The organism is Pseudomonas fragi, assembly GCF_002269505.1.
Classification (GTDB): Bacteria; Pseudomonadota; Gammaproteobacteria; order Pseudomonadales; family Pseudomonadaceae; genus Aquipseudomonas; species Aquipseudomonas fragi_D.
On record NZ_NQKQ01000008.1, the window covers coordinates 91,284 to 116,725 of the forward strand.

Sequence of the window (25,442 nt, forward strand, 5' to 3'; positions counted from 1 at the left end):
GCGCAGCGGCTACGTATAATTTTGACATCTAATGTTTGTGGGCCTGGCCGTACAAAGTCCGTGCGTTCTGTTTTTGGAGTGGGCGTCATGTCGTTGCTGGTTGTATGGGGGTCGTCGTCAGAGCAGGACGGTAAACAGGCGCGGTTGATTATCCGGGGCAAGTGATACGGGGTCTGCAAACCCTGTAGGAATCTTGATGTGGCCCGGCACTCGTCGGGCCCGGCACTGTGGGGAATCAAAGATGAAGATGCGACGAATTTTGAGCGCGGGAGCAGCCTTGGTGCTGGCGATGAGTGCAGGTCTGGCAAGCGCTCAGAGCAAGCCGACCCTGAACATTGGTTATGTAGATGGTTGGTCCGACAGCGTGGCGACAACCCACGTGGCTGCTGAAGTGATCAAGCAAAAGCTGGGTTATGACGTGAAGCTGATGCCCGTGGCGACCGGGATCATGTGGCAGGGCGTGGCCACGGGCAAGCTGGACGCCATGCTGTCTGCCTGGCTGCCGGTGACCCACGGCGAGTATTGGGCCAAGAACAAAGACAAGGTGGTCGACTACGGACCTAACTTCAAGGATGCGAAAATTGGCCTGATCGTTCCCGAGTATGTAAAGGCCCAGTCCATTGCCGACTTGAAGGGCAGCGACGAGTTTAAAAACAAGATAGTCGGTATCGATGCCGGTTCGGGGGTGATGCTCAAGACTGACGAGGCAATCAAGGATTACGACCTCAAGGGTTACAAGTTGCAGGCAAGTTCCGGAGCGGCAATGACCTCGGAACTGGGGCGCGCCTATGCCAAAAACGAGCCGATTGCCGTGACTGGCTGGGTGCCGCACTGGATGTTTGCCAAGTGGAAACTGCGTTTTCTTGAAGATCCCAAAGGTGTTTATGGTGCTGCAGAAACCGTTAACAGCATCGGCAGCAAAGAGCTGAATAAAAAAGCCCCGGAAGTTGCGGCGTTTCTGGAGAAATTTTCCTGGAATTCAAAAGATGAAATTGGTGAAGTGATGCTGGCCATTCAAGAGGGTGCAAAACCTGAGGCAGCGGCCAAAGAGTGGGTCGCCAAACACCCGGAGCGGGTAGCGCAATGGACCGCTAAATAATCGCGAAGTGTCTAGTTCGCAGTACACAGAGCCGCCGGGTGTTTTCGCCAGGCGGCTTTTTCATTTCTGGGCTTCGTGCTGGTTGTCAACGTCCTTGCAGCCTAGATAAACCGGGGGCTGCAGCAAATCAGAGGCTCTACTACTAAAGTCGTCTGGAATTGAATGTGCGGCGCCCTAATAGTGAAAACGTTCCATCTCATCTGTGCTGCGAGGACAAAAATAATGAACGACAGCATTTACCTCTCGATTCAAAACAGCCCGCGTTTCAAGGAGCTGGTTAAAAAAAGAGAGCGGTTCGCCTGGATTCTCTCGGCAATCATGCTCGGACTATATGCCGCCTTTATTCTGTTGATTGCTTATGGGTCGCACATCATGGGGACCAAGTTGAGTCCCGATTCGTCTATTACCTGGGGTATTCCGATTGGTGTGGGGTTGATTGTTTCGGCCTTTGTCCTGACCGGTATCTATGTTCGCAGGGCCAATGGCGAGTTTGATGAGCTGAACAATGCAATTCTCAAGGAGGCAGGGCAATGATCGGGCGCCTGATGGCAACACTGGGCGTTGCAGCCCTTGCACCAGCGGTCTGGGCGGGAGAGGCCCTGACTGGTGAAGTGCAAAAACAACCGCTTAATATCGCGGCGATCATCATGTTCGTCGTTTTTGTTGGTGCGACTCTGTGCATTACGTATTGGGCGTCAAAGCGTAACAAGTCTGCTGCCGACTACTATGCGGCGGGCGGCAAAATTACCGGTTTCCAGAACGGCCTGGCGATTGCGGGTGACTATATGTCCGCCGCCTCCTTTCTGGGTATTTCCGCGCTGGTTTACACCTCTGGCTACGATGGCCTGATCTATTCAATCGGCTTTCTGGTGGGTTGGCCCATCATCTTGTTCCTGATCGCAGAGCGTCTGCGTAACCTGGGCAAGTACACCTTTGCTGACGTTGCCTCGTACCGTTTGGGTCAAACTCAGATCCGCTCGCTGTCGGCTTGCGGTTCACTGGTGGTAGTTGCGTTCTACCTGATCGCGCAGATGGTCGGTGCCGGCAAGCTGATTCAACTGCTGTTCGGCCTGGACTACCACGTTGCGGTGATCCTGGTGGGCATTCTGATGTGCATGTATGTGTTGTTCGGCGGCATGCTGGCAACCACTTGGGTGCAAATCATCAAAGCGGTGATGTTGTTGTCGGGTGCGACGTTCATGGCCGTGATGGTAATGAAACACGTCAACTTTGATTTCAACGCATTGTTTGCCGAAGCCGTGAAAATTCACCCTAAAGGTGAGGCGATCATGAGCCCGGGCGGCCTGGTGAAAGACCCGATCTCGGCCTTTTCCCTCGGTCTGGCCCTGATGTTCGGTACTGCCGGCCTGCCACATATCCTGATGCGCTTCTTCACCGTGAGCGATGCCAAGGAAGCCCGCAAGAGCGTGTTTTACGCAACTGGCTTCATCGGTTACTTCTACATCCTGACCTTTATTATCGGCTTTGGCGCGATCATCCTGGTCAGCACCAATCCTGCATTCAAAGACGCTGCTGGCGCCTTGCTGGGCGGTAACAATATGGCGGCCGTGCATCTTGCTGATGCGGTTGGCGGCAGCATGTTCCTGGGCTTTATCTCGGCCGTAGCCTTCGCCACTATCCTTGCGGTAGTTGCGGGTCTGACCCTGGCCGGTGCCTCGGCGGTGTCTCACGACCTTTATGCAAGCGTAATCAAGAAGGGTAAGGCCAACGACAAGGATGAAATTCGCGTTTCCAAGATCACTACCATCGCCTTGGCGGTGCTGGCGATCGGCTTGGGCATCCTGTTTGAAAGTCAGAACATCGCATTCATGGTGGGCCTGGCGTTCTCCATTGCTGCGAGCTGCAACTTCCCTGTGTTGCTGCTTTCCATGTACTGGAAGAACCTGACCACTCGTGGCGCCATGATTGGCGGCTGGATGGGGCTGGTGAGCGCGGTTGGCCTGATGATCCTGGGTCCGACCATCTGGGTGCAGATCCTGCATCATGAAAAAGCCATCTTCCCTTACGAGTACCCGGCGCTGTTCTCCATGATCATTGCCTTCGTGGGTATCTGGTTCTTCTCCATTACGGACAAGTCCAAGGCTGCTGAGAAAGAGCGCGCGCTGTTCTTCCCGCAGTTTGTGCGTTCGCAGACAGGCTTGGGGGCGAGCGGGGCGGTGGATCATTAATCCGCAATAGACAGTATGTTTAATCAAATCCCCCTGCTGCGAGGCAGGGGGATTTTTTTGTGCCTATTCTCGCTGTACAAGCTCGAAGTACCGTAGCTGCCGAAGGAACGAGGCTGCGTTCGGCAGCTGCTACAAATCATGGGCACAAAAAAATACGGCCTCTATATAAATAGAGGCCGTATTGTCTGCAACCAGGGCGCTATCGTGGGATATGCCCTACTTGCGGTCTTCCAGCTTGGTGATGTCACGCTGCTCGTAGCCGGTGTACAGCTGGCGCGGACGACCAATCTTGTACGGGCTGGAGAGCATTTCTTTCCAGTGCGAGATCCAGCCGACTGTACGCGACAGGGCGAAGATCACGGTGAACATGCTGGTCGGAATGCCGATCGCCTTGAGGATGATCCCCGAGTAGAAGTCGACGTTCGGGTACAGCGAGCGTTCGATGAAGTACGGGTCGGTCAGGGCGATCTCTTCCAGGCGCATGGCCAGTTCGAGTTGCGGATCGTTCTGAATGCCCAGCTCTTTCAGCACTTCGTCGCAGGTCTTTTTCATCACTGTGGCGCGTGGGTCGCGGTTTTTGTAAACCCGGTGACCGAAGCCCATCAGCTTGAACGGATCGTTCTTGTCCTTGGCCTTGGCGATGAACTTGTCGATGTTGGACACATCGCCAATTTCGTCGAGCATGGTCAGCACGGCTTCGTTGGCGCCGCCGTGGGCAGGGCCCCACAGTGCAGCGATACCGGCAGCAATACAGGCGAACGGGTTGGCACCCGAAGAGCCCGCCAGACGCACGGTAGAGGTCGAAGCATTCTGTTCGTGGTCAGCGTGCAGGATAAAGATCTTATCCATTGCCTTGGCCAGTACCGGGCTGATCGGTTTGATCTCGCACGGTGTGTTGAACATCATGTGCAGGAAGTTTTCGGCGTAGGTCAGGTCGTTACGCGGGTACATCATGGGTTGACCCATGGAGTACTTGTAAACCATCGCTGCCAGGGTTGGCATCTTGGCAACCAGGCGGATCGCGGAAATTTCGCGATGCTGCGGGTTATTGATGTCCAGGGAGTCGTGGTAGAAGGCCGAGAGAGCGCCGACTACACCGCACATGACCGCCATCGGGTGGGCGTCACGACGGAAGCCGTTGAAGAAGGTCTTCAACTGCTCGTGAACCATGGTGTGGTTCTTCACGGTGCTGACAAATTGAGCCTTCTGCTCTGCAGTCGGCAGTTCGCCGTTCAGCAGCAGGTAAGCGGTCTCAAGGTAATCAGAATGTTCGGCCAGCTGTTCGATCGGGTAGCCGCGGTGCAGCAGGATACCGTTGTCACCATCAATATAGGTGATCTTCGACTCGCAAGATGCGGTCGACATGAAGCCCGGGTCAAATGTGAATCGGCCCGTGGCCGTCAGGCCTCGCACATCGATTACATCGGGACCCACGGTGCCAGTTAAAATGGGCAGCTCGACGGGGGCTGCGCCCTCGATGATCAACTGCGCTTTTTTGTCAGCCATGTGGCCTCCTATTTATGCTTGAAATCATCAGACAGACCCCCCACGCAGGGCCCGCACCACTATAGTGAGATAAATTTGAATGTCAATTTGCCTAAAGTCTTGCTGTACAAGGCTTTGAGGAGCGTTTTTTCGCGAATATCCCGGCCGTTTACGCCTTTTATGCTGCGAGCGCAATGCGCTATTAGGGGGTGGGTGTTTGCGTTGTCATTAGTAACCTAACTGTCTATACTCGGCAGCCGACCGCCAGAGGCTTTTGGGCCTGTTTAGATGGGGGTCGTCACTCCCGGGTGGTGGGTACCTGACCAGTGCGCATCCCAACAAACTTGCCCTGATTGTTAGGGGCTCTTCAGTGTGAAAAAAGCCGTGAATAGCCAACGACCTGTAAACCTAGACCTAAGGACCATCAAACTCCCCATCACCGGCGTTACGTCATTTCTGCACCGTGTATCGGGCATTATTCTTTTTCTCGGCCTGGGCATCATGCTTTATGCATTGAGCAAATCCCTGGGTTCGGAAGAAGGCTATGCCGAGGTGAAGGCATGCTTGACCAGTCCGCTGGCCAAATTCGTTGCGTGGGGCCTGCTCTCTGCCTTGCTGTATCACCTGGTTGCCGGTGTGCGTCACTTGATCATGGACATGGGCATCGGTGAGACGCTTGAAGGCGGCCGACTGGGCTCGAAAATCGTAATCGTCATTTCCGTGGTGATGATTGTTCTGGCGGGAGTTTGGATATGGTAACCAGCGTTACGAACCTGTCGCGTTCGGGCCTCTATGACTGGATGGCACAGCGTGTGTCTGCGGTTGTTCTAGCGGCTTATTTCATTTTCCTGATCGGGTACCTCGTTGCGAACCCTGGCATTGGCTACGCCCAATGGCATGAGCTGTTCGCAAGCAACTGGATGCGTATCTTCAGCCTGCTGGCCCTTGTTGCTCTGGGCGCACACGCCTGGGTCGGCATGTGGACCATCGCGACCGACTACCTGACGCCAATGGCGCTGGGCAAGTCCGCGACAGCAGTACGTTTCCTCTTCCAGGCAGTCTGCGGCGTTGCAATGTTCGCTTACTTCGTCTGGGGTGTGCAGATTCTTTGGGGTATCTGATTCATGGCTAACACAGTTAATACACTTTCGTTCGACGCCATCATCATTGGCGGCGGCGGTGCCGGCATGCGCGCTGCTCTGCAGCTGGCTCAAGGCGGTCACAAGACTGCCGTAATCACCAAGGTTTTCCCGACTCGTTCGCACACCGTATCGGCCCAGGGTGGCATTACCTGCGCGATCGCGTCTGCAGATCCAAACGATGACTGGCGCTGGCACATGTACGATACCGTCAAGGGTTCCGACTATATCGGTGACCAGGACGCTATCGAATACATGTGTTCCGTAGGCCCGGAAGCCGTGTTCGAACTCGAGCACATGGGTCTGCCGTTCTCCCGTACCGAACAGGGTCGTATCTACCAGCGTCCTTTCGGCGGCCAGTCCAAGGACTTCGGCAAAGGCGGCCAGGCTGCCCGTACTTGCGCTGCAGCCGACCGTACCGGTCACGCGCTGTTGCACACCCTGTACCAGGCCAACCTCAAGGCCGGCACTGTATTCCTGAACGAATACTATGGTGTCGACCTGGTTAAAAACGAGGCTGGCGATTTCGTCGGCATGATCGTTATCTGCATCGAAACCGGTGAAACCTCCTACGTTCGCGCTAACGCGACCGTACTGGCGACTGGCGGTGCAGGCCGTATCTACTCGTCCACCACCAACGCACTGATCAACACTGGCGACGGTATTGGCATGGCGCTGCGTGCTGGCGTGCCGGTACAGGACATCGAAATGTGGCAGTTCCACCCGACCGGTATTGCCGGCGCCGGTGTACTGGTTACAGAAGGTTGCCGTGGTGAAGGTGGATACCTGATCAACAAGCACGGCGAGCGTTTCATGGAGCGTTATGCTCCGAACGCCAAAGACCTTGCAGGTCGTGACGTAGTAGCTCGCTCGATGGTTAAAGAAATCATCGCGGGCAACGGTTGCGGTCCGGATGGCGACCACGTGATGCTGAAACTCGATCACCTCGGTGAAGAGGTTCTGCACAGCCGTCTGCCAGGTATCTGCGAACTGTCGAAAACGTTCGCGCACGTTGACCCGGTTCTGGCTCCAGTTCCAGTGGTTCCTACCTGCCACTATATGATGGGCGGCGTTGCCACCAACATTCATGGCCAGGCAATCACTCAGGACGCTGATGGCGTTGACCAGATCATCCCTGGCCTGTTTGCAGTGGGTGAAGTGGCTTGCGTATCGGTACACGGTGCCAACCGTCTGGGCGGCAACTCGCTGCTCGACCTGGTGGTGTTCGGTCGTGCTGCCGGCCTGTTCCTTGAGCAGACCCTTAAAGAAGGCGTTGATTACGCTCGTCCGCGCCAATCCGATATCGACGCTGCCCTGGCACGTCTGGACGGCCTGAACTCGCGTACCGACGGCGAAGACGTGGCAACCCTGCGTAAAGAGCTGCAAAGCTGCATGCAGAACTACTTCGGTGTATTCCGTACTGGCGAATACATGCAGAAGGGTATTGCCCAGCTGGCAGATCTGCGCACGCGCATTGCCAACGTGAAAATCAACGATAAGAGCCAGGCGTTCAACACTGCTCGTATCGAAGCCCTTGAGCTGCAAAACCTGCTCGAAGTGGCTGAAGCGACTGCAATCGCTGCTGAAGTTCGTAAGGAATCGCGCGGTGCTCACGCCCGTGAAGACTTCGAAGATCGTGACGACGTTAACTGGCTGTGCCACACCCTGTACTTCCCGGGTGACAAGCGCGTAGCCAAGCGTGCGGTGAACTTCTCGCCGAAAACCGTTCCGACCTTCGAACCTATGGTTCGTACTTACTAAGGGTGGCCGATATGTTGAAAGTCAGTGTTTATCGTTACAACCCTGATCAGGACGCCGCTCCGTTCATGCAGGAATTCGAGGTCAATACCCACGGTAAAGACCTGATGGTGCTGGACGTACTTGCCCTGATCAAAGAGCAGGACGAGGGTTTCTCCTATCGTCGCTCTTGCCGTGAGGGCGTTTGCGGCTCCGACGGCATGAACATCAACGGCAAGAACGGCCTGGCGTGTGTAACGCCGCTGTCCGCTGTGGTTAAAGGCAACAAGCTGATCGTTCGTCCACTGCCAGGTTTACCGGTTATCCGTGACCTGGTCGTCGATATGAGCATCTTCTACAAGCAATACGAAAAAGTTAAGCCGTTCCTGCAGAACGACACGCCGGCTCCGGCCATCGAGCGTCTGCAATCGCCAGAAGAGCGTGAAAAGCTCGACGGTCTGTACGAGTGCATCCTGTGCGCTTGCTGCTCGACTTCGTGCCCGTCCTTCTGGTGGAACCCGGACAAGTTCCTGGGCCCTGCTGCACTGCTGCAAGCCTATCGTTTCCTGGCTGACAGCCGTGACACCAAGACCAGTGAGCGTCTGGCTTCGCTGGATGACCCGTTCAGCGTATTCCGCTGCCGCGGGATCATGAACTGCGTAAACGTGTGTCCGAAGGGCCTGAACCCGACTAAGGCCATCGGTCACGTGCGTAGCATGCTGCTGCAAAGCGGCGTGTGATCCAAGGCTGTACCGCAGCACCGCTGTAACCGTAAATGCTGCGGCGCAGGCTTCAACCGGCGCCGTAGTTTTAACCTGAGCAACAGCTCAAAAGCTGCGGCTCTTATTTTGAAGAAATGAGACCAGCAGGGGCATCCGGGCTGGTACCCGGACTATCAGCGTGATCCTAAGTGGCTTGTTTTAGTCGCTGTATTCGGACTTTCTCAAGCATGCTCTGGTGTTCTCGTCGATGGTGTCCCCTAACCGAGGGTGACCAAGCATGCAAGAAAGCGTGATGCAGCGCATGTGGAACAGCGGCTATCTTTCAGGTGGTAACGCTGCCTATGTGGAAGAGCTCTATGAGCTCTACCTGCACGACCCTAACGCTGTGCCAGAAGAATGGCGCACCAAATTTCAGACGTTGCCTGTTGAAGGCAACTCTGCCAACGATGTTTCGCACTCCACAATCCGCGACCATTTCGTGCTGCTGGCAAAGAACCAGCGCCGCGCTCAACCGGTTTCCGCCGGGAGCGTGAGCAGTGAGCACGAGAAGAAGCAGGTTGAAGTGCTGCGATTGATCCAGGCCTATCGGATGCGCGGCCACCAGGCAGCCCAGCTTGATCCGCTGGGGCTGTGGCAGCGTCCTGCACCTGCAGACCTGTCGATCAATCATTACGGCTTGACCAATGCCGATCTTGATACGACCTTCCGTGCCGGCGACCTGTATATCGGCAAAGAGGAAGCGAGCCTACGCGAAATTCTCGAAGCGTTGCAGCAGACATATTGCCGCACCATTGGCGCAGAGTTCACGCACATCGTCGATTCCGAGCAGCGCCACTGGTTTGAACAGCGCCTCGAAAGCGTACGCGGCCGCCCGTCGTATTCGGCTGAAGTCAAAAGCCATCTGCTTGAGCGCGTCACTGCTGCTGAAGGTCTGGAAAAGTACCTGGGTACCAAATACCCGGGCACCAAGCGTTTCGGCCTGGAAGGCGGCGAGAGCCTGATTCCTTTGCTGGACGAGCTGATCCAGCGTTCGGGCAACTACGGCACCAAGGAAATCGTTATCGGCATGGCCCACCGTGGTCGCCTGAACGTATTGGTGAACACCTTCGGTAAAAACCCGCGCGAGTTGTTTGACGAGTTCGAAGGCAAGAAAAAAATCGAGCTGGGTTCCGGTGACGTTAAATACCACCAGGGCTTCTCCTCCAACGTCATGACTGCCGGTGGTGAAGTTCACCTGGCAATGGCGTTTAACCCGTCCCACCTGGAAATCGTTTCTCCAGTGGTTGAAGGGTCTGTACGTGCTCGCCAGGATCGTCGTAACGACAGCACCGGCGAAAAGGTACTGCCAATTTCCATCCACGGTGATGCTGCATTCGCAGGTCAGGGCGTGGTCATGGAAACCTTCCAGATGTCGCAGACCCGCGGCTTCAAGACTGGCGGTACGGTTCACCTGGTGATCAACAACCAGGTCGGCTTCACCATCAGCAATCCGGAAGACTCCCGTTCTACCGAGTACTGCACTGACGTTGCGAAAATGATCCAGGCGCCGATCCTCCATGTAAATGGTGATGATCCGGAAGCCGTATTGTTCGTGACCCAGCTGGCTATCGACTATCGCATGCAGTTCAAGCGTGACGTCGTGATCGACCTGTTCTGCTACCGCCGTCGCGGTCACAACGAGGCCGATGAGCCAAACGGCACTCAGCCGCTGATGTATCAGCAAATCGCCAAGCAGCGCACCACCCGTGAGCTGTATGCCGAGCGCCTGACACAAGAGAAAGTGGTAGACGCAGAACGCGTTCAGGCCAAGATCGACGAATACCGCAACGCGCTGGACAACGGTCTGCATGTTGTGAAAAGTCTGGTCAAAGAGCCGAACAAAGAGCTGTTCGTAGACTGGCGTCCGTATCTGGGCCACGCCTGGACTGCGCGTCACGACACCCGTTTTGATCTGAAAACCCTGCAAGAACTGTCCGCCAAGCTGCTGGAAATTCCGGAAGGCTTCGTGGTTCAGCGCCAGGTTGCGAAGATCTACGAAGATCGTCAAAAAATGCAAGCCGGCGGCCTGCCGATCAACTGGGGTTATGCCGAAACCATGGCATACGCAACCCTGCAGTTCGAAGGTCACCCGATTCGCATGACCGGTCAGGATATCGGCCGCGGTACGTTCTCGCACCGTCACGCCGTGTTGCACAACCAGAAAGATGCTGGCACCTATATTCCTCTCAAGCACCTGTTCGAGGGTCAGCCACGCTTTGACCTGTACGACTCGTTGCTGTCTGAAGAGGCGGTATTGGCGTTCGAATACGGCTACTCGACCACCACGCCTAACGCGCTGGTGATCTGGGAAGCCCAGTTCGGCGACTTCGCCAACGGCGCCCAGGTTGTAATCGACCAGTTCATCACCAGCGGTGAGCACAAGTGGGGCCGTCTGTGCGGTCTGACCATGCTGCTGCCACACGGTTATGAAGGTCAGGGCCCGGAGCACTCCTCTGCACGTCTTGAGCGTTACCTGCAATTGTGTGCCGAGCACAACATTCAGGTGTGCGTACCGACCACTCCGGCACAGATCTACCATCTGCTGCGCCGTCAGGTTATCCGTCCGCTGCGCAAGCCGCTGATCGTCCTGACACCGAAGTCGTTGCTGCGTCACAAATTGGCAATCTCGACCCTGGAAGATCTGGCCGAAGGTTCGTTCCAGACCGTTATTCCAGAAATCGATGCACAAGATCCGGCCAAGGTCGGTCGCATCGTTCTGTGTAGCGGCAAGGTCTACTACGACCTGTTGGAAAAACGCCGTGCCGAAGGTCGTGATGACATCGCCATCGTGCGTCTTGAGCAGCTGTACCCATTCCCTGAGGACGACTTGATTGAAGTCCTGGCTCCGTACAAAAACGCCAAACATATTGTCTGGTGTCAGGAAGAGCCGATGAACCAGGGTGCCTGGTACTGCAGCCAGCATCACATGCGCCGCATCATCAGCGGTCACGACAAGTCTCTCGTACTTGAGTACGCAGGCCGTGACGCTTCTGCTGCACCTGCTTGTGGTTACGCATCGATGCACGCTGAGCAACAGGCAAAACTGTTGCAAGACGCGTTCACTGTTTAACGCCTTCGCGCACTGAAACCGAATTTAAGGAACCAAAGAACATGGCTATCGAGATCAAAGCCCCAACATTTCCGGAATCGGTTGCCGATGGCACCGTTGCCACCTGGCACAAACAACCGGGCGACGCTGTAAAGCGTGATGACCTGATTGTTGACATCGAAACCGACAAGGTAGTGCTGGAAGTACTGGCCACTGCTGACGGCGTGCTGGGCGCTATCGTCAAGAACGAAGGCGACACCGTTCTGTCCGACGAAGTGCTGGGCTCCATCGTTGCAGGCGGCGCTGCTGCCGCTCCGGCCGCTGCCGCACCTGCTGCCCAGGCTGCTGCTGCTGCTCCGGCTGCCGATGGCGAAGACGATCCTGTTGCTGCTCCGGCTGCACGCAAGATCGCTGAAGAAAACGGTATCAACATCGCTTCCGTTGCCGGTACTGGCAAAGGCGGTCGTGTGACCAAGGAAGACGTAGTTGCTGCTGTAGCTGCCAAAAAGGCCGCTCCTGCTGCTGCGCCGGCCAAGGCCGCTGCACCTGCCGCTGCTGCTCCGGTATTCGCTGCTGGCGACCGCGTAGAAAAACGCGTTCCGATGACCCGCGTTCGTGCCACCGTGGCCAAGCGTCTGGTTGAAGCTCAGTCGAACATGGCGATGCTGACCACTTTCAACGAAGTGGACATGACTGAAATCATGGCACTGCGTTCGAAGTACAAGGATCAGTTCGAGAAAGCCCACAATGGCGTACGCCTGGGCTTCATGTCGTTCTTCGTCAAGGCAGCTACCGAGTCGCTGAAACGCTTCCCGGCAGTCAACGCTTCGATCGACGGTTCCGACATCGTTTACCACGGCTTCGCCGACATCGGTGTGGCTGTATCCAGCGACCGTGGTCTGGTGGTTCCGGTTCTGCGTAACGCCGAACTGATGAGCCTGGCTGAAATCGAAGGCGGCATCGCTGCTTACGGTAAAAAAGCCCGTGACGGCAAACTGTCGATCGACGAAATGACCGGTGGTACTTTCACTATCACCAACGGTGGTACTTTCGGTTCGATGATGTCGACCCCGATTGTTAACCCGCCGCAAGCCGCGATCCTGGGCATGCACAACATCCTTCAGCGTCCAATGGCAGTCAACGGTCAGGTAGTTATCCGTCCGATGATGTATTTGGCTCTGTCTTACGATCACCGCTTGATCGATGGCAAAGAAGCTGTAAGTTTCCTGGTAGCAATCAAAAACCTGCTGGAAGACCCAGCTCGTCTGCTGCTGGATATCTAATAGAAGCGGCTGCAAGCAACTGGTGCCAGGCTGCGAGATAAAGCAGTCTGGCTTTGGCTTGCAGTTTGCTGCTGACAGCTTGTAGCTAATAGAGGATCTATTTTCATGTCTCAGAAATTTGACGTTGTAGTGATTGGTGCGGGCCCTGGCGGCTACGTTGCAGCCATCAAGGCCGCGCAACTGGGCCTTTCGACTGCTTGCATCGAAAAATACACCGACAAGGAAGGCAAACTGGCGCTGGGCGGTACTTGCCTGAACGTTGGCTGCATTCCATCCAAGGCGCTGCTGGACAGCTCCTGGAAGTATCACGAAGCCAAGGATGCGTTCGCCATCCACGGCATCACCACCGGTGAAGTGAAGATGGACGTTGCTGCGATGGTTGGCCGTAAAGCCAACATCGTTAAAGGTCTGACTTCCGGCGTTGCGACCCTGTTCAAGGCCAACGGCGTTACTTCCCTGCAAGGCCACGGCAAACTGCTGGCCGGCAAGCGTGTTGAACTGACCAAGCCCGACGGCAGCGTTGAAATCATCGAAGCCGAGAACGTGATTCTGGCTTCGGGCTCGCGTCCGATCGACATTCCGCCTGCTCCTGTCGACAACAACGTGATCGTTGATTCGACCGGCGCACTGGAATTCCAGTCCGTACCAAAACGTCTGGGCGTTATCGGCGCTGGCGTGATCGGTCTGGAACTGGGTTCGGTATGGTCCCGTCTGGGCGCTGAAGTCACTGTCCTGGAAGCCCTGGACACCTTCTTGATGGCTGCTGACGCTGCCGTTTCGAAAGAAGCCTACAAAACCCTGACCAAACAAGGTCTGGACATCAAGCTGGGCGCTCGCGTTACCGGTTCCAAGGTTAACGGCGAAGAAGTCGTTGTGACCTACACCGACGCCAACGGCGAACAGACCATCACCTTCGACAAGCTGATCGTAGCTGTGGGTCGCCGTCCGGTGACTACCGAGTTGCTGGCAGCTGACAGCGGCGTGACCATCGACGAGCGCGGTTTCGTGTTTGTTGACGATCATTGCGCAACCAGCGTACCGGGCGTATTCGCCATTGGTGACGTGGTTCGCGGCATGATGCTGGCACACAAGGCTTCGGAAGAAGGCATCATGGTTGTCGAGCGCATCAAAGGTCACAAGACCGAGATGAACTACGACCTGATTCCATCGGTTATTTACACTCACCCGGAGATCGCGTGGGTCGGTAAAACCGAGCAGGCCTTGAAAGCTGAAGGCGTTGAGGTTAACGTCGGCACCTTCCCGTTCGCAGCCAGTGGCCGTGCCATGGCAGCAAACGACACCGGTGGCTTTGTCAAAGTCATTGCTGATGCCAAAACTGACCGCGTACTGGGCGTCCACGTGATTGGCCCGAGCGCTGCAGAGCTGGTACAGCAGGGCGCGATCGGTATGGAATTCGGCACCAGTGCCGAGGATCTGGGCATGATGGTTTTCTCCCATCCAACCCTGTCCGAAGCGTTGCACGAAGCAGCGCTGGCAGTGAATGGCGGCGCCATTCACATTGCCAACCGTAAGAAACGTTAAGACCAGACAATAAGAAACCACGGCGGTTTGCCCGTCGTGAGCCTTGCTAGCAAGCCTCACCGCGGAACTTCCGCCGGACGCAGTCTTGTTTTGTTTTAACCGGGCCCGGCTCCGCTCATGCGGGTGTCGGGTTTGTTGAAACAGTACAAGCAGCAGTCACAGGTGGTGCGGCACTAATAATAGTGCAGCGCCGAATGCGCAGTACCTAACGAAGACGGTAAAAAGCATGAATCTTCACGAGTATCAGGGTAAGCAGCTGTTCGCTGAATACGGCCTGCCAGTATCCAAGGGTTATGCAGTAGACACCCCGGAAGCAGCCGCAGAAGCTTGCGACAAAATCGGTGGGACCGAATGGGTTGTAAAAGCCCAGGTTCACGCAGGTGGTCGCGGTAAAGCGGGCGGCGTTAAGCTGGTTCGCAGCAAAGAAGACGCTAAAGCATTCGCACAACAGTGGTTGGGCAAGCGTCTGGTGACTTACCAGACTGACGCCAATGGTCAGCCGGTCACCAAGATCCTGGTTGAATCGTGCACTGATATCGCTAAAGAGCTGTACCTGGGCGCTGTCGTTGACCGTTCAAGCCGTCGTATCGTGTTCATGGCTTCCACCGAAGGTGGCGTGGACATCGAGAAGATCGCACACGACACTCCAGAAAAAATTCTGAAAGCAACTATCGATCCACTGGTTGGCGCTCAGCCATTCCAGGGTCGCGAGTTGGCTTTCCAGTTGGGTCTGGAAGGCAAGCAAGTTACTCAGTTCGCCAAGATCTTCGTAGGTCTGGCCAAACTGTTCAAGGATCACGATCTGGCCCTGCTGGAAGTGAACCCGCTGGTTATCAAGACTGACGGCGATCTGCACTGCCTCGATGCAAAAATCAACATCGACGCAAACGCCATGTACCGTCAGGCCAAGCTGAAAACTTTCCACGATCCGTCGCAAGACGATCCGCGCGAAGCGCACGCTGCCAAGTTCGAACTGAACTACGTAGCCCTGGAAGGCAACATCGGCTGCATGGTAAACGGCGCTGGTCTGGCGATGGGCACCATGGACATCGTTAACCTGCATGGCGGCAAGCCAGCCAACTTCCTCGACGTTGGCGGCGGTGCTACCAAAGAACGCGTTACCGAAGCGTTCAAGATCATCCTGTCCGACAGCAATGTCGCAGCAGTGCTGGTTAACATCTTCGGCGGCATCGTTCGTTGCGACATGATTGCCGAAGGCATCATCGGTGCAGTGAAAGAAGTCGGCGTGAAAATCCCGGTGGTTGTTCGCCTTGAAGGCAACAACGCTGAACTGGGCGCTAAAGTACTGGCAGAAAGCGGCTTGAACATCATCGCGGCTACCAGCTTGACCGACGCTGCTCAACAAGTTGTTAAAGCTGCGGAGGGCAAGTAATGAGCGTCCTGATCAATAAAGACACCAAAGTTATCTGCCAGGGCATCACAGGTTCCCAGGGCAGCTTCCACACCCAGCAAGCCATCGAATACGGCACCAAGATGGTCGGTGGCGTAACTCCGGGCAAAGGCGGCACCACTCACCTGGACCTGCCTGTTTTCAACACCGTGAAAGAAGCCGTAGCTGCCACTGGCGCAACCGCCAGCGTTATCTACGTACCGGCTCCTTTCTGCAAGGACTCCATCCTTGAAGCAGCGTTCGGCGGCATCAAGCTGATCGTTTGCATCACCGAAGGCATTCCTACCCTGGACATGCTGGACGCTAAAGTTAAGTGCGACGAACTGGGTGTTACCCTGATCGGCCCTAACTGCCCTGGCGTTATCACCCCGGGCGAATGCAAGATCGGCATCATGCCAGGTCACATTCACTTGCCAGGCAAAGTAGGTATCGTGTCGCGTTCCGGCACCCTGACTTACGAAGCCGTTAAGCAAACGACTGACGCCGGTTTCGGTCAGTCGACTTGCGTAGGCATCGGTGGTGACCCGATCCCTGGTTCCAACTTCATCGACATCCTGAAGTTGTTCCAGGAAGACCCGAAGACCGAAGCGATCGTAATGATCGGTGAGATCGGCGGTTCGGCTGAAGAAGAAGCGGCTGCCTACATCAAGGCACACGTGACCAAGCCGGTTGTTTCCTACATCGCTGGTGTGACTGCCCCTGCAGGCAAGCGCATGGGCCATGCTGGCGCAATCATCTCTGGCGGCAAGGGTACTGCAGACGAGAAGTTTGCTGCCCTGGAAGACGCAGGCGTTAAAACCGTGCGTTCGCTGGCAGACATCGGCAAGGCTCTGTCCGAGCTGACAGGTTGGGCAATCAAATAAGCCATTGGCTTAGCTGACTGTTACACCAGGCAAAGGCCACCTTCGGGTGGCCTTTGTGCGTTCAGGCTTTTGGAATTACATGATCAGGTTAAAGTGCCTGTAGTGCAGCGTGAAACCATTAACTGGATAGTGCAGCTTTGCCATGTGTGTCGGTGCAGGAAGTAAACATAATGCGAGAGGATGTTGCTGAAATATCCGAATGTACATTGATTATGTCAGTTGGTTGACGGGTTTTTTATGAGGGTTGAAAATCTGACTTTCATCAAGTGATGGAGGTTAAAGTATGAAAGATTTTTCTCCGATTTTAACCGGTTTGCCAAAGTCCGCCAGCTTTCATGAACTTCGGCAAGTTCAGGTTTCTTCAGATCCCAGAAAAGTAGAGCCGCTGGGTAATATGGAAAAAAGCAAATTGTTGGAGGCAGTTATAAAAGAACTGACCGCCAATGCAACCTCGCAAAAGAAGCCCCAGGCGCACATTGTCACCGGCCAGATGGGCGCAGGCAAATCAACGGCGATCAACAGCCTGGCAAGGCAGCACAAAGGCAATTGTGTGATTGTTGATTACGATGATCTCAAGCGCTTTGTGCCTGGCTACGCAGAGGCTGCACAAAAGGGGTACCCCGGCACTGTGCCCGGTAGCAAAGAGATAGCGCGCTATCTGGAAGGCGGTTTGCAAAAGCATGGGTTTGATAACAGATTTAACATGATCATCCAAAAATCCCTTAACAGTCAAAGTGATGAAGTGTTGGCGGCAGTCAAATCGTCCAAGGAGCAAAACTACCATGTGTCGCTGAATATTCTGGCGGTCGATAAATCCACCAGCACGATGGGTATATATTCAAGGTATGAGTCTGGTTTGAAAGAAATCAACGAAGAAAAAAATCCCCCGGATGGCGCCAGGAGAACGCCCATGGAATATCACGAAGATGCTTATAATAGTACGGTGAATCCAGAACGGTACGAAAGTTTGGCGCCAGAGCTGGATGAGGTTGTAGTGAGCGGCAGGTCGGGTGAGGTTTATTATCGAGCTACCTCGGATATATCACCTGATAAGATAGTCGCGGCTATTGAGCAGGGAAGAAAGACTGCAGCGTCCGAACGCGTTCCCTTGTTTGATAAGTTGTCGTCACTCGTTTCGTTTAATTTACAATTCGCAAATCCGGAACTGAGAGACAACAAGAACTGATGCGCCATTACCTGTCAGGCAGGCGACTCGTATGGCTGAGGGTTGTACAAGCAAAGACCATCTTCGGATGGTCTTTGTGCATTTAGGGGCACGACAAATTTACCCTGGGGCTTCAGCTGTGGGATCGAGCCTGCTCGCGAAGCCATCAAGAGTGGGGAGGCGTCGTTAACGACCTTCGCGAGCAGGCTCGGTCCCACATCCAGATGGCGACAGAACAGTTAAAACCACACCAACCCATTTTTCGATGTCATCCAGGCGACAACTGCGTTCGTTCATCGGACAGTCCGCCCTCTAACAGTGCGTTGTAGGAAAAAACTCGGTAATCTTGCCGACATTCTGCTTTTTTGCGTGTGCGTCCCAAAAGGAAGCCGCGCGCTAGACGGGTTGGTCTTATACGGATCGACAGCATTTCCCACATCCGCACGGGAAATTCCCCTCTAAATTCCGATTCAGTAGTGTGGTATTTCCGTAATGAAAGTATTGAAAGGCCAGGACATCCTGGCACTTGGGTTTATGACTTTTGCCCTGTTCGTCGGGGCTGGCAACATCATTTTCCCGCCAATCGTGGGCCTGCAAGCCGGACCTAACGTCTGGATGGCAGCATTGGGCTTCCTGATCACTGCGGTCGGTTTGCCGGTGGTCACTGTTATCGCGCTGGCCAAAGTGGGCGGCGGGATGGATGCACTGAGCAGCCCGATCGGCAAAATCGCTGGCGGCCTGCTGGCGGCGGTGGCCTATCTGGCTGTTGGCCCGTTGTTCGCGACCCCGCGTACCGCAACTGTGTCCTTTGAAGTCGGCCTGGCACCCTTGACTGGTGAAAGCCCGCTGGCGCTGTTCTTGTACAGCTCGGTGTACTTCCTGATCGTGTTTTTCGTTTCGCTGTATCCGGGTCGCTTGCTGGACACGGTAGGGCGTTTCCTTGCACCGTTGAAGATCATCGCGCTGGCCATCCTCGGCATTGCCGCAGTTGCCTTGCCTGCCGGTGATATCGGCGTTGCGACCCCTGAATACGTTGCCGCACCGTTCTCACAGGGCTTCATCAATGGTTACCTGACCATGGATACCCTGGGCGCTCTGGTGTTCGGCATCGTGATTGTGAACGCCATCCGCTCGCGCGGTGTTGAATCGCCCAAGTTGATTACCCGTTACGCGATCATTGCCGGTCTTATAGCCGGTGTCGGTCTGGCGCTGGTGTACATCAGCCTGTTCCGCCTGGGGGCGGGCAGCCATGAAGTGGCAGCAGGCGCAACCAATGGCGCGGCGGTACTGCACGCCTATGTTCAACATACCTTTGGTTCGTTGGGCAGCGGTTTCCTGGCGGTACTCATCGCGTTGGCCTGTCTGGTAACGGCCGTTGGCCTGACCTGTGCCTGTGCGGAATACTTCAGTACGGTTCTACCACTGTCTTACAAGACTCTGGTGATTATCCTTGCGGTGTTCTCCCTGGGCGTGTCCAACCTGGGCCTGACCCAGTTGATTGCGTTCTCCATCCCGCTGCTGACGGCCATCTACCCGCCATGCATCGTGCTGGTGGCCTTGAGCTTCTGCAAAGGCCTGTGGCATGCGCAGGCGCGGATTGTGGGCCCGGTGATGCTGGTGTCGTTCTTCTTCGGCACGATCGACGCACTCAAGGGCGCTGGTCTGGGTGACTGGATCCCGGGCCAACTGGCCAACATGCCATTTAGCAATCAGGGCCTGGCCTGGCTGGTGCCATGCCTGGTGACTCTGGTTGGCGCATTTATTTGCGATCGCCTGTTGGGCAAGCGGGCTGAAGCCCTCGCTTGATTATTCGGAGCGCCAAAAGCGTTACCGAATAAGTTAAAAAGCCCTGCATCTTATAGATGCAGGGCTTTTTTTATGGGCGTGTCTTTAAGCGTTCAATCAATTACTTGTAACACCCAGGTACAACAAAGCCCGCACTTGGCGGGCTTTGTTTTACATCGCAGAAAGTCGTGTTACTTGCTTTCTGGAGTTGCCACTGGCGCCGCAGGTGCTGCTTCTTTAGCCGCTGCAGCGTTAGATTCAGCCTGGGCTTTAGCCGCTTCAGCGTTCTCTTTTGCAGCGTCGTTCACTTTATCCTGCGCTTCGCTCATTTTCTCTTGAGCTTGCTCGGAGTGTTGAGCAGCGTCCTGGGCTTTGTCTTCGGATTTTTTATCGCAGGCAGCCAGGCCAAGCGAAGCAGCCAGCATCAAGGCAACAGCAAAAGTATTACGCATGGGGTGTTTCTCCTTATGAGTAGATCTACGGGGCGTTTGAGCATGGGCCGATGGCTTAAGTTCCATGCCCGAACACATATATAAGTAAAGCAGTGCGGACCGAAACTATTGGTAAAAAACTTGGGGAGTCCTTCACCCCTTGAAATTTGCAGCACTGGCCCCAACTTTCATCACATCCCGCCGCCAACCCACTAGGGCGTGGCTCATGCCATCCAATCGGAGTTTGATAACAATGAGCGTGGAAACTCAAAAAGAAACCCTGGGCTTCCAGACCGAGGTCAAGCAACTGCTACACCTCATGATCCATTCGCTGTACTCCAACAAGGAAATCTTCCTTCGCGAATTGATCTCGAACGCCTCTGATGCTGTCGACAAATTACGTTTTGAAGCACTGTCCAAGCCAGATCTGCTGGAGGGCGGTGCCGAGCTTAAAATCCGTGTGAGCTTCGACAAGGACGCCAACACCGTCACTCTCGAAGACAACGGTATCGGCATGAACCGTGACGACGTGATCACCCACCTGGGTACGATCGCCAAGTCCGGCACTGCCGACTTCATGAAAAACCTCACCGGCGACCAGAAAAAAGATTCGCACCTGATCGGTCAATTTGGTGTGGGCTTCTACTCGGCCTTTATCGTTGCCGACAAGGTTGACGTGTACAGCCGCCGTGCCGGTACTCCGGCAAGCGAAGGCGTACATTGGTCTTCTAAGGGCGAGGGCGAGTTTGAAGTGGCCACCGTCGAGAAGGCCGACCGCGGTACCAAGATCGTGCTGCACCTCAAGCCCGGCGAATCCGAATTCGCTGATGGCTGGCGCCTGCGCAACATCATCAAGAAGTACTCCGACCATATCGCCTTGCCGATCGAGCTGCCTAAAGAGCAGACCGTTGCCGAAGGCGAAGAGGCACCTGCACTGGAATGGGAAACCGTTAACCGTGCCAGTGCCCTGTGGACCCGTCCTCGCACTGAAGTAAAGGACGAGGAATACCAGGAGTTCTACAAGCACATTGCCCACGACTACGAGAACCCGCTGGCCTGGAGCCACAACAAGGTTGAAGGCAAGCTTGAATACAGCTCCCTGCTCTACGTGCCGGCCCGTGCACCGTTCGATCTGTACCAGCGTGAAGCGCCTAAAGGCCTGAAGCTGTATGTACAGCGCGTGTTCGTGATGGATCAGGCTGAGTCATTCCTGCCTCTGTACCTGCGATTCATCAAAGGCGTGATCGACTCCAACGACCTGTCGCTGAACGTGTCGCGGGAAATCCTGCAGAAAGACCCGATCATCGACTCGATGAAGACGGCGTTGACCAAGCGTGTACTCGACATGCTGGAAAAACTGGCGAAGAACGAGCCTGAGAAATACCAGGGCTTCTGGAAAAACTTCGGTCAGGTCATGAAAGAAGGTCCGGCTGAAGATTTCGCCAACAAGGAAAAAATCGCCGGTCTGCTGCGTTTTGCTTCGACCCACGGTGACGACGGTGAGCAAAACGTTTCGCTGACCGACTACCTGGCCCGCGCCAAAGAAGGCCAGGACAAGATTTACTACCTGACCGGCGAAACCTACGCTCAGGTTAAAAACAGCCCGCACCTCGAAGTCTTCCGCAAGAAAGGCATCGAAGTCCTGCTGCTGACCGACCGCATCGACGAGTGGCTGATGAGCTACCTCAGCGATTTCGACGGCAAGAGCTTTGTCGACGTGGCCCGTGGCGACCTCGATCTGGGCAACCTGGACTCGGAAGAGGACAAGAAAGCCGCAGAAGAAGTGGCCAAGGCCAAAGAAGGTCTGGTTGAGCGAATCAAGGCTGCCTTGGGCGAGAGCGTCAGCGAAGTTCGCGTATCGCATCGTCTGACTGACTCCCCGGCGATTCTGGCCATTGGTGAGCAGGATCTGGGCATGCAAATGCGTCAGATCCTCGAAGCCAGCGGTCAGAAAGTGCCTGAGTCCAAGCCTATCTTCGAGTTCAACCCGGCTCACCCGCTGATCGAGAAACTCGATGCGGAGCAGAGCGAAGAGCGTTTTGGCGACCTGTCGCACATCCTCTTCGACCAGGCAGCCCTGGCAGCCGGCGACAGCTTGAAAGACCCTGCGGCCTATGTCCGTCGGCTAAACAAATTGTTAGTAGAGTTGTCGGTCTAACCGCGCTATAAAAACCCGCTTCGGCGGGTTTTTTTTGTTTTGCATTCAGGAGTTTTTGATGAAATCCATTTCGGTCAGCTCTGTGGCTTATCAAATCGACGGCCAACCTTACGAAGGTCGTCTGGCCTTTGACCCGAGCCGGGAAGACCCGTTGCCGGGGTTGCTGATGGCGCCCAACTGGATGGGCATCAGCGCAGGTGCCGAAGAGATCGCCAAGTCAGTGGCAGAGCAGGGATATGTGGTATTGATCGCCGATTTGTACGGGCAGGGCACTCGTCCCTCCGACGCTGACCAGGCCGGTGCGGCAATGATGCCGCTGAAAAATGACCGGGCCTTGCTGCGCAAGCGCATGTGGGCAGCTTATGACGCGCTGAAAAATCAGGGGCTGGCCCAGGTCGACAGCACCAAGCTGGCAACTTTCGGTTTCTGTTTTGGCGGCTGCTGTTCGCTGGAGCTGGCGCGCAGCGGTGCACCGCTACAAGCGGCAGTGTCGTTCCATGGCACGCTGGATACGCCGAATCCGATTGATGCCCAGAGCATCAAGGGTTCGATACTGGTGCTGCATGGCGCGTCTGATCCCTTGGTGCCAAACGAGCAGCTGCCGGCGTTTGAGGCCGAGATGAATGCCGCAGGCGTGGACTGGCAACTGACCAGCTACGGCGGTGCAGTGCATTCATTCACCGACCCCCATGCCAACGTGCCGGGCAAGATGATGTACGACGCCAAAACTGCGGGTCGGGCGTTTACCGCCATGCATAATCTGCTGGATGAAGTGTTTCGCGATTAAAAGCCAAAGCCCCTCACCCTAACCCTCTCCCGGAGGGAGAGGGGACTAAAAGCACATCTGCGCAACGCCACCAATCGGCTCCCTCTCCCTTTGGGTGAGGGCCAAAGGTTTACGCGGAGCGTTCCATCACTTCGCTCACCGTCAAATCCCGCATCAACAGCGCATATTTCAGGTCCACCTGCTCGGGGATCGGCAAGTAAACCGTATGCCCGTCACCGGGTGCCACCTGGGTCGGTAAACCTGCGCTGTTGAGCAAGCGCTCCAGGTCAAAGTGGTAGTTGCCGTGGGGCGTCATCAGTTCCAGATGATCGCCCAGAGCAAAACGGTTTTTCACTTTGACCTCGGCCAGACCGTTGCGCCGCTCACCGGTCAACTCCCCGACAAACTGCTGACGGTGCGACAACGAACTGCCGTGCAGGTAGTTCTGGTATTCATCGTGTACATGGCGGCGCAAGAACCCTTCGGTATAACCGCGCTGGGCCAGGGACTCCAGATCAGTCATCAGGCTGCGGTCGAATTCACGGCCTGCCACCGCATCATCGATTGCCTTGCGATATACCTGAGTGGCCCGAGCGCAGTAAAAGTGCGACTTGGTGCGGCCCTCGATCTTCAGCGAGTGCACGCCCATTTCCGCCAGCCGGCCCACATGCTGCACAGCGCGCAGATCCTTGGAGTTCATGATGTATGTGCCGTGTTCGTCCTCGAACGCGGTCATCGGTTCGTCGGCACGGTTGGCCTCGTTCAGCACAAACACTTCGTCAGTCGGTGCGCCCACGCCCAGGGTCGGCTCGACCACGTTGACGATATTGCCCAGCTCGTTTTCCGTGCCCGGTCTGGCGTCGTATTTCCAGCGGCAGGCATTGGTGCAACTGCCCTGGTTGGCATCGCGCTTGTTCATGTAGCCCGACAACAGGCAGCGTCCGGAGTAGGCCATGCACAATGCACCATGGACGAAAATCTCAAGCTCCATGTCAGGTACTTGCTGACGGATCTCTTCGATTTCTTCCAGCGACAGCTCGCGCGACAGGATGATTCGGCTCAGGCCTTGCTGGCGCCAGAATTCAACACTGGCCCAGTTCACGGTATTGGCCTGCACCGACAAGTGAATCGGCACATGGGGGAAGTTTTTGCGCACCAGCATGATCAGGCCCGGGTCGGACATGATCAGCGCATCCGGGTTCATGGCTATGACAGGTTCCAGGTCCTTGAGGAAGGTGCGCAACTTGGCATTGTGCGGGGCAATATTGACCACCACGTAGAAGCGCTTGCCCTGAGCCTGGGCTTCTTTTATGCCAATCGCCAGATTGGCGTGGTCGAATTCGTTGTTGCGCACCCGCAAGCTGTAGCGCGGTTGACCTGCGTATACCGCGTCAGCGCCATAAGCAAAGGCGTAACGCATGTTTTTCAGGGTGCCGGCAGGGGCGAGAAGTTCGGGCGGGGCAAGGCGCATAGTCGGTTCGTTCGCAAAAAGGCGCGATGGTAGTCGAGCCTTGATGCACGATTATTGATCCAGGTCAGCAGCGGCCAGCTTGGGGCTTGAGGCTTCACGCTTTCTTGGCCACGTCAGCATGACGATGCCCGCAACCACGATCAGGCCGCCGATAATCTGCCCGCGGCTGAGCAACTGATCCAGGATCAGCCAGCCAAACAGCAGGCTGGCGACTGGCTCGACGTTCATGACCGGCGCATTGCGGGCCATGTCCAGGCGCGTCATGCAGATAAACAACAGGCAGAAGCCCAGCCCGTAGAGCGCCACCAGGCAGGCCAGGGCGGTCCAGCCGGTAGACGAGGAGGGCAGCGCCACCCCGCCCGGCAACACGCCGCTGAACCCGGCCAGCGCTGCGGCACTGAACACAATCAACATGGTCAGCATGCTGCGGACCGTGCCGCGCAGGCTTGAGAGCTTGTGATCGGTGATCCACAGCGCACAGGCAAACACGCAAGCGGCAGCAAAGCCGAAGAGGATGCCTTCGAGCCACTGTGCCTCGGTGGAGGCCTGGCTGGACAGCCGTTCGGGCACGTCGAGGGCAAACACCAGGCCGCACATGATCACCCCCATCAGCAGTGCCGCCCGCAGGGTGGGTGCCGCACCGCCCAGGGCCCAGGTCAGCAGTACCAGAAGGATCGGCGCCATATTGCCGATCAACAATGCCAGGGCCACGGGGATGCGGGCCACGGCTGAATAAATGCAGAAGCTCTGTGCTGCGATCAGCAATCCCAACAGCAATTGCCAACGCCAGTTGGCGGGGGTCAGGCGGGGCCGTTCACGTTGCCACAGCACCAGGCCGGTAAGCACAAGAAGGGTGACCCCGGCGCGGCACAAAATGGCCAGTAGCAGGCCGGTATCGTGATCGAAGGCAATGCGCGCGGCGATGTGGTTGCCGGCGAATGCGCAGGCCAGCAGTACCAGAATCAACACTGCGACATGGCGGGGGAACAACGCAGGAGCAGACATAAGCAACCAGCCTCCTTGGCTGGAAAAATACCGATGGTATCGGCGAACAATCTGTAGTCGCTGCCGCAGGCTGCGAGCTCTTAAAAGCTCGCAGCCTGCGGCA

The 25,442-nt window shown here is 56.0% G+C and carries 20 protein-coding genes; 16 read left to right on the plus strand and 4 right to left on the minus strand.

Annotated features, from left to right (window positions below; translation table 11 throughout):
- The first annotated feature begins 241 nt into the window (after positions 1 to 241).
- From CJU81_RS09515 to CJU81_RS09525, 3 genes are all read left to right on the plus strand, one after another.
- Positions 242 to 1,099, plus strand: coding sequence for a glycine betaine ABC transporter substrate-binding protein (locus CJU81_RS09515; RefSeq protein WP_095036382.1), 858 nt, complete (start codon positions 242 to 244; stop codon positions 1,097 to 1,099).
- 222 nt (positions 1,100 to 1,321) lie between these two features.
- Entirely contained in the window at positions 1,322 to 1,633 is a 312-nt protein-coding gene (locus CJU81_RS09520; RefSeq protein WP_095036433.1) for a DUF485 domain-containing protein, read from the plus strand.
- Entirely contained in the window at positions 1,630 to 3,288 is a 1,659-nt protein-coding gene (locus CJU81_RS09525; RefSeq protein ID WP_095036383.1) for a cation acetate symporter, read from the plus strand. Before CJU81_RS09520 ends, CJU81_RS09525 begins: the two co-directional genes overlap by 4 nt.
- A 216-nt stretch (positions 3,289 to 3,504) precedes the next feature.
- On the opposite strand, the gene gltA is transcribed toward CJU81_RS09525, so the two are convergent.
- Complete coding sequence (gene gltA / locus CJU81_RS09530) at positions 3,505 to 4,794, minus strand: citrate synthase (RefSeq protein WP_016780166.1); 1,290 nt, start codon at positions 4,792 to 4,794, stop codon at positions 3,505 to 3,507.
- Positions 4,795 to 5,145: 351 nt separating this feature from the next.
- On the opposite strand from gltA, the gene sdhC reads away from it, so the two are divergent.
- The 11 genes from sdhC (at position 5,146) to brnQ (ending at position 19,529) form a co-directional block, all read left to right on the plus strand.
- Entirely contained in the window at positions 5,146 to 5,532 is a 387-nt protein-coding gene (gene sdhC / locus CJU81_RS09535) for a succinate dehydrogenase, cytochrome b556 subunit (protein WP_019828563.1), read from the plus strand.
- The gene (gene sdhD, locus CJU81_RS09540; RefSeq protein WP_003446906.1) at positions 5,526 to 5,894 is read left to right on the plus strand and encodes a succinate dehydrogenase, hydrophobic membrane anchor protein; all 369 of its coding nucleotides are present in this window, start codon (positions 5,526 to 5,528) and stop codon (positions 5,892 to 5,894) included. Before sdhC ends, sdhD begins: the two co-directional genes overlap by 7 nt.
- Positions 5,895 to 5,897: 3 nt before the next feature.
- A complete protein-coding gene (sdhA, locus tag CJU81_RS09545; protein ID WP_095036384.1) occupies positions 5,898 to 7,673 on the plus strand; it encodes a succinate dehydrogenase flavoprotein subunit in 1,776 nt (591 codons plus the stop codon).
- 11 nt (positions 7,674 to 7,684) lie between these two features.
- Entirely contained in the window at positions 7,685 to 8,389 is a 705-nt protein-coding gene (locus CJU81_RS09550; protein ID WP_095036385.1) for a succinate dehydrogenase iron-sulfur subunit, read from the plus strand.
- 259 nt (positions 8,390 to 8,648) lie between these two features.
- Entirely contained in the window at positions 8,649 to 11,480 is a 2,832-nt protein-coding gene (locus CJU81_RS09555) for a 2-oxoglutarate dehydrogenase E1 component (RefSeq protein WP_095036386.1), read from the plus strand.
- A 41-nt stretch (positions 11,481 to 11,521) separates the two neighbouring features.
- Positions 11,522 to 12,742 carry a 2-oxoglutarate dehydrogenase complex dihydrolipoyllysine-residue succinyltransferase gene (gene odhB, locus CJU81_RS09560; protein ID WP_095036387.1) on the plus strand — a complete coding sequence of 407 codons (1,221 nt, stop codon included), beginning with the start codon at positions 11,522 to 11,524 and terminating at the stop codon, positions 12,740 to 12,742.
- A 105-nt stretch (positions 12,743 to 12,847) separates the two neighbouring features.
- A complete protein-coding gene (gene lpdA / locus CJU81_RS09565; RefSeq protein WP_016780172.1) occupies positions 12,848 to 14,284 on the plus strand; it encodes a dihydrolipoyl dehydrogenase in 1,437 nt (478 codons plus the stop codon).
- 226 nt (positions 14,285 to 14,510) lie between these two features.
- Entirely contained in the window at positions 14,511 to 15,677 is a 1,167-nt protein-coding gene (gene sucC / locus CJU81_RS09570; protein WP_019828555.1) for an ADP-forming succinate--CoA ligase subunit beta, read from the plus strand.
- Positions 15,677 to 16,558: a succinate--CoA ligase subunit alpha gene (sucD, locus tag CJU81_RS09575; RefSeq protein ID WP_019408932.1), complete on the plus strand. Its 882-nt coding sequence runs from the start codon at positions 15,677 to 15,679 to the stop codon at positions 16,556 to 16,558. Before sucC ends, sucD begins: the two co-directional genes overlap by 1 nt.
- A gap of 283 nt (positions 16,559 to 16,841) precedes the next feature.
- Entirely contained in the window at positions 16,842 to 17,744 is a 903-nt protein-coding gene (locus CJU81_RS09580; protein WP_095036388.1) for a zeta toxin family protein, read from the plus strand.
- Between the two features lie 471 nt (positions 17,745 to 18,215).
- Positions 18,216 to 19,529 carry a branched-chain amino acid transport system II carrier protein gene (brnQ, locus tag CJU81_RS09585; protein ID WP_095036389.1) on the plus strand — a complete coding sequence of 438 codons (1,314 nt, stop codon included), beginning with the start codon at positions 18,216 to 18,218 and terminating at the stop codon, positions 19,527 to 19,529.
- Between the two features lie 170 nt (positions 19,530 to 19,699).
- On the opposite strand, the gene CJU81_RS09590 is transcribed toward brnQ, so the two are convergent.
- Positions 19,700 to 19,960 carry a hypothetical protein gene (locus CJU81_RS09590; protein ID WP_095036390.1) on the minus strand — a complete coding sequence of 87 codons (261 nt, stop codon included), beginning with the start codon at positions 19,958 to 19,960 and terminating at the stop codon, positions 19,700 to 19,702.
- A gap of 232 nt (positions 19,961 to 20,192) precedes the next feature.
- On the opposite strand from CJU81_RS09590, the gene htpG reads away from it, so the two are divergent.
- Positions 20,193 to 22,097 carry a molecular chaperone HtpG gene (gene htpG, locus CJU81_RS09595; protein ID WP_016780177.1) on the plus strand — a complete coding sequence of 635 codons (1,905 nt, stop codon included), beginning with the start codon at positions 20,193 to 20,195 and terminating at the stop codon, positions 22,095 to 22,097.
- Positions 22,098 to 22,155: 58 nt separating this feature from the next.
- Entirely contained in the window at positions 22,156 to 22,884 is a 729-nt protein-coding gene (locus CJU81_RS09600) for a dienelactone hydrolase family protein (protein ID WP_095036391.1), read from the plus strand.
- 109 nt (positions 22,885 to 22,993) lie between these two features.
- On the opposite strand, the gene trhP is transcribed toward CJU81_RS09600, so the two are convergent.
- Entirely contained in the window at positions 22,994 to 24,334 is a 1,341-nt protein-coding gene (gene trhP / locus CJU81_RS09605) for a prephenate-dependent tRNA uridine(34) hydroxylase TrhP (RefSeq protein ID WP_095036392.1), read from the minus strand.
- A gap of 51 nt (positions 24,335 to 24,385) precedes the next feature.
- On the minus strand, positions 24,386 to 25,339 hold the full coding sequence (locus CJU81_RS09610; protein WP_095036393.1) for an EamA family transporter: 954 nt from the start codon (positions 25,337 to 25,339) through the stop codon (positions 24,386 to 24,388).
- Between the last annotated feature and the right edge of the window lie 103 nt (positions 25,340 to 25,442).